Annotated in this window: 16 protein-coding genes and 2 pseudogenes; 9 read left to right on the top strand and 9 right to left on the bottom strand. The window is 58.0% G+C overall.

All coding sequences use genetic code 11. From position 1 onward, the window contains the following. A partial coding sequence (locus tag ACGYK7_RS18265; protein ID WP_394403819.1) for a hypothetical protein occupies window positions 1-193 on the top strand: 193 nt, incomplete at its 5' end. A gap of 201 nt (window positions 194-394) precedes the next feature. Here the strand turns inward: ACGYK7_RS18265 and ACGYK7_RS18260 are convergent. The 5 genes from ACGYK7_RS18260 to ACGYK7_RS18240 form a co-directional block, all read right to left on the bottom strand. Continuing rightward, window positions 395-640: a hypothetical protein gene (locus ACGYK7_RS18260; protein ID WP_067941181.1), complete on the bottom strand. Its 246-nt coding sequence runs from the start codon at window positions 638-640 to the stop codon at window positions 395-397. A 6-nt stretch (window positions 641-646) separates the two neighbouring features. Next, window positions 647-925: an alpha-glucosidase C-terminal domain-containing protein gene (locus tag ACGYK7_RS18255; RefSeq protein WP_300057444.1), complete on the bottom strand. Its 279-nt coding sequence runs from the start codon at window positions 923-925 to the stop codon at window positions 647-649. 230 nt (window positions 926-1,155) lie between these two features. Beyond that, the gene (locus ACGYK7_RS18250; protein WP_394403817.1) at window positions 1,156-1,329 is read right to left on the bottom strand and encodes a hypothetical protein; all 174 of its coding nucleotides are present in this window, start codon (window positions 1,327-1,329) and stop codon (window positions 1,156-1,158) included. Window positions 1,330-1,410: 81 nt separating this feature from the next. Further along, window positions 1,411-1,797, bottom strand: coding sequence for a DUF302 domain-containing protein (locus ACGYK7_RS18245; protein WP_394403815.1), 387 nt, complete (start codon window positions 1,795-1,797; stop codon window positions 1,411-1,413). Window positions 1,798-2,008: 211 nt separating this feature from the next. Next, entirely contained in the window at window positions 2,009-2,587 is a 579-nt protein-coding gene (locus ACGYK7_RS18240) for a calcium-binding protein (RefSeq protein ID WP_322343902.1), read from the bottom strand. 170 nt (window positions 2,588-2,757) lie between these two features. Here ACGYK7_RS18240 and ACGYK7_RS18235 point away from each other — a divergent pair. The 5 genes and pseudogenes from ACGYK7_RS18235 to ACGYK7_RS18215 form a co-directional block, all read left to right on the top strand. After that, window positions 2,758-3,339 (top strand): annotated as a pseudogene (locus ACGYK7_RS18235) (response regulator); the annotation flags it as partial. Between the two features lie 17 nt (window positions 3,340-3,356). Beyond that, window positions 3,357-3,731: a sensor histidine kinase gene (locus ACGYK7_RS18230; RefSeq protein ID WP_394403814.1), complete on the top strand. Its 375-nt coding sequence runs from the start codon at window positions 3,357-3,359 to the stop codon at window positions 3,729-3,731. After that, window positions 3,728-4,045: an SHOCT domain-containing protein gene (locus ACGYK7_RS18225; protein ID WP_300057690.1), complete on the top strand. Its 318-nt coding sequence runs from the start codon at window positions 3,728-3,730 to the stop codon at window positions 4,043-4,045. The genes ACGYK7_RS18230 and ACGYK7_RS18225 overlap by 4 nt, the downstream gene beginning before the upstream one ends. Before the next feature lie 225 nt (window positions 4,046-4,270). Continuing rightward, window positions 4,271-5,284, top strand: a complete 1,014-nt coding sequence (locus tag ACGYK7_RS18220; RefSeq protein WP_394403812.1) for a hypothetical protein — start codon at window positions 4,271-4,273, stop codon at window positions 5,282-5,284. A gap of 236 nt (window positions 5,285-5,520) precedes the next feature. After that, window positions 5,521-6,240, top strand: a complete 720-nt coding sequence (locus ACGYK7_RS18215) for a DsbA family protein (protein WP_067941205.1) — start codon at window positions 5,521-5,523, stop codon at window positions 6,238-6,240. A 61-nt stretch (window positions 6,241-6,301) separates the two neighbouring features. Here ACGYK7_RS18215 and ACGYK7_RS18210 read toward each other — a convergent pair whose 3' ends face one another. After that, window positions 6,302-6,508: a heavy-metal-associated domain-containing protein gene (locus ACGYK7_RS18210; protein WP_300057696.1), complete on the bottom strand. Its 207-nt coding sequence runs from the start codon at window positions 6,506-6,508 to the stop codon at window positions 6,302-6,304. 496 nt (window positions 6,509-7,004) lie between these two features. Next, window positions 7,005-7,841 carry a DUF305 domain-containing protein gene (locus tag ACGYK7_RS18205; RefSeq protein WP_394403810.1) on the bottom strand — a complete coding sequence of 279 codons (837 nt, stop codon included), beginning with the start codon at window positions 7,839-7,841 and terminating at the stop codon, window positions 7,005-7,007. 176 nt (window positions 7,842-8,017) lie between these two features. On the opposite strand from ACGYK7_RS18205, the gene ACGYK7_RS18200 reads away from it, so the two are divergent. Together ACGYK7_RS18200 and ACGYK7_RS18195 are read left to right on the top strand one after the other, a co-directional pair. Continuing rightward, window positions 8,018-8,599, top strand: a complete 582-nt coding sequence (locus tag ACGYK7_RS18200; RefSeq protein WP_067941186.1) for a L,D-transpeptidase — start codon at window positions 8,018-8,020, stop codon at window positions 8,597-8,599. Between the two features lie 172 nt (window positions 8,600-8,771). Further along, window positions 8,772-9,608 carry a tyrosine-type recombinase/integrase gene (locus ACGYK7_RS18195; RefSeq protein ID WP_394403809.1) on the top strand — a complete coding sequence of 279 codons (837 nt, stop codon included), beginning with the start codon at window positions 8,772-8,774 and terminating at the stop codon, window positions 9,606-9,608. 50 nt (window positions 9,609-9,658) lie between these two features. Here ACGYK7_RS18195 and tnpC read toward each other — a convergent pair. Beyond that, a pseudogene (gene tnpC / locus ACGYK7_RS18190) lies at window positions 9,659-11,284 on the bottom strand (IS66 family transposase). A gap of 112 nt (window positions 11,285-11,396) precedes the next feature. Next, window positions 11,397-11,594, bottom strand: a complete 198-nt coding sequence (gene tnpB, locus ACGYK7_RS18185; RefSeq protein WP_394403820.1) for an IS66 family insertion sequence element accessory protein TnpB — start codon at window positions 11,592-11,594, stop codon at window positions 11,397-11,399. Between the two features lie 30 nt (window positions 11,595-11,624). Here tnpB and ACGYK7_RS18180 point away from each other — a divergent pair, with 30 nt between their 5' ends. Beyond that, window positions 11,625-12,965 carry a hypothetical protein gene (locus ACGYK7_RS18180; protein ID WP_394403807.1) on the top strand — a complete coding sequence of 447 codons (1,341 nt, stop codon included), beginning with the start codon at window positions 11,625-11,627 and terminating at the stop codon, window positions 12,963-12,965. Window positions 12,966-13,012: the final 47 nt, after the last annotated feature.

Here is a 13,012-nt window from a genome sequence, read left to right as displayed (position 1 = left end):
CTTTTTGTCAATGCTCATACGTGGGTCTCCTTATAGAGCAGTTACCATGCCAGAGCACAAAATTCAGGACAGTCCCACCAAGCCTCCTGAGTTGTTGTCAATTACAGCCCTTTCAGAAACCAATAGTGCTCAGACGGCCATTGGTCACGCTACTGCTGCCATCGCCAGGCTTCTCACAGCCTTGGCCTGCTAATCGTCCGCTGTAGCAGGGCCTCGTCCATTAAACCCTCTATAAACGTGCTGAGCAATTGCGTGCGCCCGGTCACGCCAGCCTTGCGATAGATTGCATTGGTCTGGGCTTTGATCGTGCTTTCCAATTTGCCCCCCATCTTCGCAATATCGCGCATGCTCAGCCCAATGATAAGGAACAATGCAACAGCCCGCTCAGCGGGCGTCAGGCCCGGTTCAGGCTCATCGTCAATACGATCCAGCTCAGAGCCACGCCCAAGTTCAGACCGATTTCTAAAACCATCTGATGATACTCATGGCTTTGCCATGTCAAGATCGCTGGCTCAAGCCCCAGTGCGTCCAGAACGAAATAGAAGGTAAAGGAGTGCGCTACGTAGGCTGGTAAGGTCAACATATAGGGCAGTTCACCGACGGGCGGGAAGGGGGCCTGACCTGCCAGTTCGACCGGCACGCGGCCTTAGTACTGGCTTGGATCAATTTTTACCGCCTGTGGCGCCCGGCTGAAGTTGGCGACGCAAAGTACCGCCTCATCGCCATCGGTACCCGGCTTTATCCCTCGGTTATGTCGGATATACGCCAAGATCTTCCGATTGCTCGGATAAGGCAGGTCGATATCGCCACGCCCTGATGTGTGAAGACAATTCGGCGACGCCCCACACTGCGGCCCGTCATATTTATAACTAAGTGCGAGACAAAACAGCGTTGTCGCCGTCGAAGTTCTCGATGACGTCGGCAAGCGGACCCAAGGCCAGGATGGCGAAAATCAGCAGTGCCGCAGCAGTCAATCGTGCGGTTCGCCCGAACACGAACCGTGGTATTCCCGGCCTCACGGCACATACAGCACAAAAAGGAAGGCTGCCGCCGACAGCTCGAAGACGACGCAGAACGAAATGTACCATCGCGTGACCGGCGCGCCGAACACATCGTTGTGATGCAGAAGATCCCACGCGGCATGTGCGGCGAGCCCTACAGGCAAAGCCAAAGGAGTCCAGAGCAATCCCGCAGCGCGGTCGCCGCGAACAGGACTGCAACCGCCAATTCTGCGCAAAAGGTTTTCAGCAAATTAGCCGTCGCACCAAATCCGATGTAGGCTCCGCCGAAGGTCAGGGATTTTTCTCTATCCTGGATGCTGTCAGCCACCTGCCTCCCTGTTACTCGGGTTCGAGCCCGATTCCCCGATGCATACGCCCTCCAGCGACCGAAAGATCAACGATATGGCGATCATGCCGCATCGACAGTCTCGCACAGCATGTCGCGCACCTCGGCCGCGACTTCATGAAGTTGATCGTTGTCGATAGCCTGCATTGACGCCACAGGATTGATGGCACTGATCTCGGTACCGCCGTTCGTTTCGCGCAGGATAACGTTGCATGGCAACATCGCGCCCACGCGCGGTTCGATCCCGATTGCCTTGTGGGCCATTTCCGGATTGCAGGCGCCAAGGATGCGATAGCCGTCCATATCGACATCGATCTTTTCCTTCATCGTCGTCTTGACATCGATTACGGTCAGAACGCCGAAACCCTTATCCGCCAGGGCGGCGCGGACGCGCTTTTCCGCGTCGTCGATACTGACGCCTCTGAGTACGCGGTTATAGGCATAAGTCACTTTCATCTCCTCAAGTTACTCAAGCGGCTGCTTGATCGGCTTGAGCCGACCCCGCAGGATCGTCGTTGTCGCGAGAACCATCCAGACGATCATCATTACAAGGCTCATCAGATTTGCCTCCGTCAAAGCAGGGCTAAGTCCGTACCGATCCGCCGACCATGGCTCGGTACCGGATAGGAGCGCCGCCACATAGGCCGACGCCCGAAAACGCTCAATCGTTGTTCATCATGTCGCTGTCGCCCATGCCGGGGCCGTCGCCGGGCTCCATCTGCCCCATTGCGTCGCGCATCTTTTGCATGCGCTCCATCTTGTCGGCCGGGGCTGTCATTTCTTCGGCTGTGATGGAGCCGTCGCCATCGGCATCCAGATGCTGGAAGCGATCCACCATCATCTCGCGGATCATCGCGCTGTGCAGCGCCTCGAATTCCTCGATAGACAGGGTGCCGTCACCGTCGCTGTCGTATTCGGTCAGCTCGGCCTGCAGTCCGGCGCGCATTTCCTCGGGCGTCACCGTGCCGTCACCGTCGGCGTCGAACATCTGCATCATGGCGCCGCCCATCGGGTCCATTCCGCCCATCATGCTGCCGCCCATCATCTGGCCGTGCATGCGCTTCATCATGCCCATCATGTCGGACATGCCGCCCTCCATGCCGGAACCGTCCTGCATCATGCCGGCACGGTCGCTCATACCGGATTTACCCCCATGTCCGTGATTGGAGTCCGCGATCGCGATTCCTCCGATTGCAGTTGCGGCCAAAACGGTTGCTGCGAGCAGGGTTTTGCGGGTCATTGTGATTTCCTCATGTTTTGGTTTCGATAGACTTTATATGGGAGTGTTAGGCCGCAGCGGAACCGGCTGGAACAACGGTATTGTATCGCCATGTCGCAAACCCCGCCCCTGTTACATTTCGTGACAATTCTCTTCGGGAAACCGATGCGCTAATCGTTAGAAGGAAGAACATGAACGATCAGCCCCATATCGTCGTCGTCGACGATCATCGCGAAATCCGCAACTCCGTTACCCGTTACCTCGAAAAGAACGGCCTGCGCGCAACCTCGGCGCGAGATGCCGTCGAAATGGATGCGAAGCTTGCGAGAGGACAGTTCAATCTGATCGTTCTCGATGTCATGATGCCCGGAGAAAACGGATTATCGGTCTGCCGTCGTCTGTCGGCCAAGGGCGACGTGCCGATCCTGATGCTGACAGCGCTCGGTGAAGAGACGGATCGCATCGTCGGATTGGAAATCGGGGCGGACGACTACCTTGCCAAACCATTCAATCCCCGAGAACTGCTCGCGCGCATCAAGGCCATTCTGCGACGTTCGCCGCTGCCCGGGACCCTTGCCGGAAAATTGTCGGGAAGACGCATCGTATTTGCACAGTGGACCCTCGATACCGACAGCCGCATGTTGACCGATGAGAGCGGCGGGCAGGTCGACCTCACCGGTTCGGAACTCAAACTTCTAGTCGTTTTTCTCGAACGGCCCCGGCTCGTACTCAATCGCGATCAGCTTCTCGATCTCACTGCCGGACGCGCGGCCTGCAGGAAGGTGAGGCCATGAATCTGCGCTTGCGGCCGCAATCGGTCCGGCGCGCCCTTCGCAACCTCATCGACAATGCCGACCGCTATGGCGGAATGGTCGATGCCAGCTATGGACGCGAGAACGACCACGCCTTTATCCGCATTACTGACAACGGACCCGGCATACCGAATGCCGACCTCGAACAGGTCTTCGAGCCCTATTTCAGACTTGAAAAATCCCGTTCGAGAGAGACCGGCGGCACAGGGCTCGGGCTGTCCATCGCGCGAACCATTATCCGGGCACATGGCGGCGACATCAGCCTCGCCAACCGGGCGGAAGGCGGCCTTGTCGCGACCGTGATGCTGCCGCTGGAAACGCAAACGTCGAACAACGAAAGGACAATGACATGAAAATCTTGGGTTTTACGGCTATTGGCGGATCGCTTGGCCTCACCGCGACCCCTGGTTGGGCTGCGGCAGGCGACGGGTTCGGCCACATGATGTGGGATGGCGGCTTTGGAATGTGGGGCGGGCTGATGATGGTGATCTTCTGGGCACTCGTCATCGGTCTGATTCTACTTGCGGTTCGCGGCTTCTCCAACCGCTCGGACACTGGAACCGGGCAGACAGCGATTGATATTCTTCGTGATCGCTATGCCCGCGGTGAAATCGACGAGGACGAATTCGAGCGGCGACGGGCCAAACTGGAGGCCCGGAAGCAGTGAACTGTGCGGAATCCGGTCGGTGATGAAAGTACCGGTCGCAGCCCTCGCCAGCCTGATACGTCGGTGTTTACCCGCCGATGCGCGGAAAGAATTGTCTCCGAGCGTAACAGGTCCCTGCATTTGCGACAGACGCCTACATAAAAGGCCGCGAGGCTGTGTTGATAGTCGCAATCCCGTCCATACGTTGGCGGCAGTCGCAATTACACCTATGAAAGGAAATATGTCATGCGCATCACTACCCTAACGCTCGGTGCGGTTTTGATGACCGGCAGCGCCGCGATTGCCGATGTCTACGTCCCCGAAGGCGAGCTGGGAACAGTGCTTCATCTGGATCAATTCTTCAATGAGGCAGGTCGCATCGAAGGGCTTGATAACGTCCACGGTCTCGCCGGTGCGCCCAAACGCGGCATTCTGGTGGCCGGCAGCCTGTCGGAATCCATGCCCGGCGATGTAGCCAAGCCGACCGCCGTCTCAGAAGAGGATCACGCGGCCCATCACGGGGGTGGGGACACGGCCAAGCCGGACACGGTAAGTCTGGTAACGCTGATTGAAGCTGACAGTCGCGAGATTCTGCGCCAGATCGAGGTGCCGGGCATTGTTCACCACGTCGGGATTTCGTCGGATGAACGCTTCGCCGTGGTGACCCATCCCGGCCTGGGTGCCGTTTCGGTAATCGACCTTGAAAGAGGCCGGGTCACCGCGACGGTCGCTACCGGTCCGGTTCCAGAATATGCGGTCGCCGATCCGAAGACCGGAAGTTTCCTCGTCTCCAACGCCGGCAACGCAACGATCAGTGTACTTGACCCGGAGGACGGGATCGTGACGCGAAATTTCAAGCTCCAGGGGCCACCCAAGCATATCCAGCTTGATGCCGATGCCCGTCAACTGATTGTCAGCGAAGCCGACAACGGGACCGTCTCCATCATGGATGCCGACAGCGGCGAAATCCTCGACACGTTCGACATCGGGGGAGAATTGCATGGCGTAGCGGTTGACCAGGACGCGATCTGGTCGAGCGCGCGTGAACGCAATCTCGTGGTGCGCATCGACCGGTCGACCGGTGAACGGCTGGAAGTCAACGTCGGACCTGAACCTTATCACATGGCGCGCATAGAGGATGCCTTGCTGGTGAGCAGTGCCGGCAAGCCGGAACTGTGGATTCTCGATCCCGAGACGCTGGAGCTTCGCCAGACGATCGAGACCGACAGTAGGGCACACCAGTTCGCCCCGATGCCGTAGGCCGAAGCGGGAAAAACGGCAATGATGCAACTGACGGGAATGTGCCAGCGGAAGCTGGAACCGGGCTTGACGTTCCAGTCCGGGAAGGCGGCAGGACCGCCAAAACAATAGGCTGACGGAAACATCCACGTGATACCTGAAATCGGACAATTTGCGCTAGAACTGGCGCAACGACAGATTCAGGCCGAACGCAGTGCCGCCGAACCCCAGAGAGAAGGAAATTGACAATGCACCCGATGAAGACCACCGCGCTGGCGATTGGCCTGGCGGTCGCGCCGATTGCCGGCTTCGCGCAGGAGCCAAGCGATGCGCGGATCAAGGAACTGGCGCTGGAAGCGATCCGGGAAAACCCACAGATCATCATGGAAGCCGTGCAGTTGCTCGAACAGGAGCAGGCGGCCACTCAGGCAGAGGCAGCCGCCGACCTTTTGAAGAACCAGCGCGAGTTGCTCGAGCATGATCCGAACGCGCCGGTCTTCGGAAACCCCGAGGGTGATGTCACGGTCGTGGAGTTCTTCGACTACAACTGCCCCTACTGCAAACGGGCCATGTCCGAGGTTCAGGGGCTGCTGGACGTCGACCGGGATGTCCGGCTCGTCTATCGCGAATGGCCCATTCTCAGCGAAGGGTCTGTCTTCGCGGCCAAGGCCGCCCTGGCCGCCAGGGAACAGGGCAAATACGAGGAGTTTCACCGGGCATTGATGGGTATGGAACAACGCGCCGAGGAAGCATCGGTCATGCGCCTGGCCGAGGAGATCGGGCTCGATATCGAACAACTGCGCACCGACATGGAAGCACCCAAGGTGCAGGAGCATATCGACGAGTCGATGCGCCTGACCCAGGCGCTTGGCTTCAACGGAACACCGTCTTTCGTGATTGGCGACGACATGGTGCCCGGTTTTGTCGAACAGGAGCAACTGGAGGCCCTTGTCGACAAGACACGAGAAAGCGATTGATGTTCGCGTAGCGGATCACGTGTTGAAATGGCGCCGAACCCATCGGCGCCATTTTTTCGTATCAGGTCGCTGCCGGTGCTTTTACATCATACCCGACATCACGAATTGCCTCGGATATTGCGCGCTCGCTCAAGTATCTCTCCACCTCGACAATATGCGCCCCAAGGTCACAGGAAACCTTGGCGGTCGGGTCGATCGCCTTGATCGCTTTTTCAATTGCGGCGGTGCAGTGCCCGCAGCTCATGTCCGGTACGCTCAATCTCATCATGCCGAACTCCTTCGAATGCCAGCTCAGGTGAGGGTCTTCCAGCGTGGAAAGGTCAAGGACGGAATGGAATAATTTTTAGTAGTGTCCGCAAATCGTGTCGGTGGCCTTCGATTCGACAAGAATGGCCAATATCGCTGCAGGTGAGGATGCGGAGGATATGATGAAACCCCACGATTTCAAAAATCTTATCAAGGCATTCGATGACCCGCTCAGGTCCAAGATGCGGCGCTGCGGATTACAAAGGTCCGGCGCAAAACCGAGACGATCATAGAGATTGAAGCCCGAGAGCAGGCTGCGGGCCGATGCCCGCATTGTCAGCACGACGTACGCGAGAAATGGGGAGGAACGTCGGACGGCTCGAGCGGACCTTGTCGGCGCTGCTGGACGTTGGTAACGTTCATGTGAACCTTGCCAATGAGACCGTGCAGGCGCGGATTGATACGCCGGATTGCATCATCAACTTCGTTGCGGCGCTTGAGGGCTTGTGCAATCTCCCTTAACCAGCGCAGGTAAATGTGCCGCGGAATCCCGCTTCGTAGTTGGTTCCGGCACTAATAATCAGGTCGGTAAGATCCCCATCTGTCTTAGCGATTTCGACCAAAATCGGACCTTGCGAAAACGCGTTTTCATCCTGTGCGGTCAGGCGCACCAAGTCGCCGCTTATTTTCATAGCGGCTACCCAACCTTCATCGGCCTTACCAGTCACCAGAACTGCCGGGCTGTCGGAAGTATAGGAAAAGCGGCACACTCCTCCGTTCGGAAAAATCGCTGCGATTTCATTTTCTGTCAGAAATTCAGGATCGACCTTCGACACGACTTCGGTGACAAGCGCCTTCTGTGCATCAACGACCTGTGGCGTCGTCTCAATGGGCGTGGCTGCCGTTTGGGCATTGGCACCGATGTCGGCAATAAGATAACGCATCTCTGCGATTTCCTTGTCCTGCGCATAGATGATGTCATCCGCAAGACGCCGTACCCGGGCGTCTGAAATTTCGGCGCGGGTCGAAGTCATGATTGCGATGGAATGGTGCGGGATCATGGCCCGCATGTAGGATCTATCCTGGACGGTAAACTGGCCGCGTACCAGCCAGAGGCTACCGGCAAAAACCAGCATTGCACCGACGAAGATGGCGATGTTGGCCTTGGTGTTCTGGTACATGGACAGCATGAATGCGAGCATGATCCCAGCCATTGCCGCCCCCATCAGGACCGCCATGTAGAGACGCGTCTCTGAAAAAAAGAGGTGCCCCCAAAGATAGGTATTCAGGTACATCAGAAGGAACATAACCACGGTCGACGTTCCGATCATCATAAAGAAGCGCGAGTAGTGCATATTCTTTCACCTCCGTGCAGTAATTTACTAGTCAACAACATTCCGGCGCTGGAGGGTTCCATTCGTCGGGGTTTTCGTAGCTTCAAGGCAACAACGACGCGCGTTTTGCCAAGATCACGGTTTGTTCTCTTCTGTCCTGAAGCAAGCTGAATTTTTATGGGGCCGAGGAGACCGCGATGAAGAATTTTACGAGAAGAAAGCTGCTCTATGCCGGAATGATGGGATGCTTGCTGCCCAAAACCGCCTTGGCTCACAAAGTCAAACTGCCCGAACGATTCGAGCCGCAGTTGATAAACACCCGTCGCGGTGACTGGTTGAAAGGGGATATTCACGTCGTTCCTGACGATTTTTTCCTTTATTTCATGCTCGAAAAGGGAATGGCGATCCGTTACGGAGTCGGAGTAGGGCGCAAGGGTTTGTACGAACCCGGGGAGTTCATCGTAGCGCGCAAGGCCAAATGGCCGTGGTGGCGACCAACTAACGCCATGATCCGGCGCGATCCACAGAAATATGCTAAGTACAAGGATGGTCTGGAAGGTGGGCTAAACAATCCGCTCGGGGCCCGTGCGCTCTATCTTTATAATCATGTGGGGCGCGATACCTATCTTCGCATACATGGAACGAACGCTCCGCAAACAATCGGTTCGGCTGTATCTAATGGATGCGCCCGGTTGACGAATGAACACGTGAAAGACCTCTATGATCGTGTCGCTACCGGCGCCCGGGTATTCCTGTATCCAAAGATCGCAACGGCGTGAGGAGCGCTTTGTGATCTTGAACCCACTCCTCAGGCAATGGGAAACGCAAGACAAATGGCGGAAGCCCGTCGTGCGATGATGAAACGGTATTGCCAAATCGTGCAGTCTGTATGTAGGGCCATTTCAGTTCCTGCAGCTTAATCCGGCGCTCCAGAAACAGCCGGTCGGGGTGATGCTTGATCACTGGGCGGCGGCGAAATCCACGCGCAATCACGCCGCCGAATGTGAAAATATCAGGCGTGTCCTCGCGAAAATCTACCGCCACCGGGACCCATTGATCCCATTGATCCCATTGCGCCAGCCGGACCCGCGACTGCAGAAGGAAGTGGCCCAGCTATGGCGCAAGTCCCACATTTACTCACCCGCCGATGTACGTCGGATGCTCGACTTCGCTCGTTCCTGCTCCTCACCACGGTCACCACTTCGCCCGTTGACGGTCTGCAGTATGCTGGTGCCGACCTATTGTGCAGGCTCGCGGCGGGGCGAGCTTGCCCGTCTCGATCTTGTCGATGTCGATCTCCAGAAGGGTCCGATCACGGTTCGCCAAACGAAGTTCTTCAAAACCAGGATCCTGCCGCTGCCCGATAGCGTGAGGACCGATCTTCGAGCCTATATCAAAGCCCGGCGCCGTGCCGGCGCATCGCAGGTTCCATGTTTTGGTCTCTTCTGGCACGAGCAGGGCCGGACCCGCCGTTACACATCAGAAATGATCACCTGGCTGCTCACGAACGTCATACGGCGCGCCGGGTTGAAGCCACTGCAAGGGCGAACCAGGCCACGCGTTGATGGTCTACGCCATTCGATGGTCGTGAACCGTATCCTTCTGGCCGCGCGCATGGTTTCCTTTATCGAGGGTCTTGACCTGCCGCTGGAAACCCTTGCTGGCGTTGACCACGGTTGGGCGGCCCCTCTGGCGCGTCAGGTGGATGGCGACACGGCGTTCAAGATGCGTCGGCACGATGCCCGACCGATGGTTTGGGCTATTTGCCATCTATTTGATGCGCCGTAAATCATAGCTGATCGACGGGTTGATGGTAACCGCGCCATTGGTACCGCAGTTTACGCGGCTTGACTGTTGGCTTCTCGAGGCAACGTCTTCCAGTTCCACGGCAGCAGCTCATCCAGCTTGTTGATCTTGTGGTCGTGGATGCGGTCGAGAACGTCCGCGAGATATGCCTGTGGGTCGAGCCCGTTTAGCTTTGCCGTCTCGATAATAGTCATAGCGCGGGCCAAGGTTTCCGCACCTGTGTCGGCCCCTGCAAAGAGCCAGTTCTTTCGCCCAATACCGATTGGGCGCAGAGCCCGCTCTGCTGGATTGTTGTCGATGGCCACGCGACCGTCAGTTAAGAAGAGGCTGAAGGCATCCCTTCGGCTTAGGCCTTAGCGGAAGGCCTTGGCCAGATCGCTCTTGCCGGGGATGCGCATGAGCTGTTGTTCGGACCAATCAAAGAAGGCCTCCACCCTTAGTCGGCTCAGCCTTCGACGGGCCGCAAGGCGGGCCTCTGCAGCCTGGCCGTTGATGTCGCGCTCAATATCGTAGAACTTACCGATCCGGTCGAGCGCCTCACGCGCAATCTCGGACTTGGTTGAGGTCCAAAAGTCGTGGAAGTCTCGTCGTAGGTGCGCCCAACAGGCCGCCTCGTGCAAACACGGTGAGCCATCGGATTGAGGCTCGTAGAGCTTGGCATAGCCTTTGTAGCCGTCCGCTTGCAGAATGCCGCGGGCATTGGCCAGATGGCTTAGAACGTGCTCTTCTTTCCAGTTGGGAGCGAACCGATAGACAGCGCCGGGTGGCGCATCTCCCGCCCACGGGCGCTGGTCACGCACGTAGGCCCAGATCCGGCCTTGCTTCACGCCTTTCCCCAACCCTTTGTCTCTTCGGGAACGGTCCAATACCCGGATTGGGGTATCGCCCGCGTGTAGAAGGTCGCTACCCAAGATCTCCGCATCGATCCGCTCGATCAGCGGCGATAGTGTCTTCATGGCGCGGCCGCACCAGCCCACAAGTGTGCTTTCGGGGATGTCGGCCCCCATACGCTCGAAGATTTCATGTTGACGGTAAAGAGGAAGATGGTCGTCGAACTTCGAGACCAACACATGCGCCAGGAGGTTCGGCCCGGCCATGCTGCCCGGGATCGGACGGCTGGGCGCAGGTTCTTGCACCATCCGCTCGCAGCGCCGACAGGATTTCTTGATCCGAGCGATCTGAATTACCTTCATCTGGGCGGCGATCATGTCGAGCAGTTCGCTGACATCCTCGCCCGTCGCACCATAGGTGCGCATGAGATCGCACGCCTCTGGCGTGACGCGCAGATCGCCCCCACAGTCTGGACAACACGCACCTGGGTCAAGCTCACGGCGTTCCCGCAGGGTCGCATCAGACACACGCGGGCGGCGGCGCCGAACAGGAGCTGACGCCTCCTCTGAAGCTGGCTCGTCCAACCCTTCGTCGATAGGACTTTCATCCTTCTCAGCCACTGCAACCAGCAGGTCTTCCAAAGCCAGTTCCAGTTGCTCAATCTCGCGCTCAACCTTCTCCGACGATTTGCCAAAAGCCAGCTTTTGCAACTTTGCGATCCGCAGGCGAAGCGCCTGAACCAATTGATCATGGGCCCGCAGCGTGGCTGACATCTTGGCGTTCTCCGCCGCGATCTGAGCATTTTCAGCCTGCAATGCCGCAATCATCGCCTTCAATTCGGCGGGATCATTGGGCAGTTTTTGGCTGAGCGCGACATGCGCCTGACTACAAAAAATCAGGCGCAAACACCATATAAATATAGCAGATTAGAAGCTAAAATCACCCCACGCGCGCAGGGGGAGCGCCCCAAGCGGGGCGTCGCCAGTCAATGCCTTCCCAGAGCATTGCAAGCTGCGCAGAGGTCAACCGCAAGGCTCCGTCTTCCGCACTCGGCCAAGGAAAGCGGCCGAGTTCGAGAACTTTATAATAGAGGCAAAACCCCTGACCGTCCCAGTCCGGCGCTATGATGCGCTGCATGCCCTGCGCAGCCATGCTCCAGCCAAATTCGTGCGACCAACCGATCTGGAGCTTTTGTCTGCGCTGGCGCAGACGCGACTATGGCAGACGCATTACAGCTACAGCTTGCCTGATGCGTTCAGGCCTATGGGTCAGGATGTTTTAGCCCTGGTGCGGCGGTTGTGCGACACGGGTCGCTTCCTTCATGACAATTCTCCGGACGCGGAGTTGAGCTGGTCAGAAGCGTGTCCAAAGGCCAAACTGGCCTGGCGCATGGCGGCGGATGGCAGTCAGAGCCTGGGGTTTGAGAACGCAGACGGCATACAGTTGGAGTTGCGGGCGTTGGACGGGGCAGCGCTATGGGTGAACACCGCGCACGGTCAGATCGGGGCGCTGGCACAGCCGGTGCAGATTGAGGCGCTGCAGCTTGTCCAGAGCGCTCCCCAAGTCGCGCCTGATGAAGCGGCGGCCTTGGCTGCGGAGATGCCCGCCACGCTCGCAGGACTGGCCTTGCCGCCGCCGCATGTGGCGCGACAGAGACGGCGCGCGGCCCATAAACGCATCGCTCGTTTGACGCTTGGAGCGGAGAGCGCGCGTGACGGCTATAGGCGTTGGGACAGCGTTCCTGTCACTCTGCCAACGCTGACATTGCGCTTTGTCTATGACGGGCAGGAGGTTTGGGAAGGCGACGCCGACCCCCGGGTCGTAGAAAACAACGAGGTTGTAACGTTGACGCGCGATCATCAATGGGAAGCTGCTTGCGTCATCCGGCTGATGGATGCAGGGGCGATACCCGTTGACGATGTGGACTACCTTTTGCCGAGCGCTCGAATGCTGCAATGCGATTTCGTCTTCGCTGAGGAGGAGATGGGCGCAAACAGTATGCGCCTCCCGTCGTCGCGCGATGGTCTCGAGTTTGCGTTCCAGACGCTGCCCGGGTTGCGGACCGAAGGCTGGGAAATCATTGAAACATCAAAATGGCCCTTCCGCTTGAGCGATGAAGCCTCCGCGCTGACAGTTGTAACACAGTCCGAAGCCGGCGACGCGTTCCAAGGCAATGATTGGTTCTCGTTGGGATTTCAGGCAGAGATCGGCGGCAAGACAGTAGATGTCGCGCCGCTTATCGCGGCCTTTCTTGAACAGGTGCGTGACGAATGGGACGGTGTGCCAGAAATCGACGTTCTGTCGAAGCATCTCTCTGATAGACCGGTTTACTTGAACCGGGGCAAGGCAGGCTACGCTGCGGTGGACCTCAGTCCGTTGGCGCCCCTACTCCATCTGGTGCTGACGCATTATGCCGAACTGGGCGCGCTGCACCCGTCGGATGCCGATGTCGCGCGGTTGGCAGAAGAGGCGCTGGCAGGCCCAACAGGCCCGAGCGTGCATATTTGATCATTTGAAGGAACAATTGGAGAACGTTTTGGCTGTTGACGGTTGTG

It is taken from the genome of Sulfitobacter sp. 1A15299 (assembly GCF_043556915.1).
GTDB lineage: Bacteria > Pseudomonadota > Alphaproteobacteria > Rhodobacterales > Rhodobacteraceae > Sulfitobacter.
The sequence above is the reverse complement of the archived record's forward strand: the minus strand, read 5'-3'. Positions and strand labels throughout refer to the sequence as shown.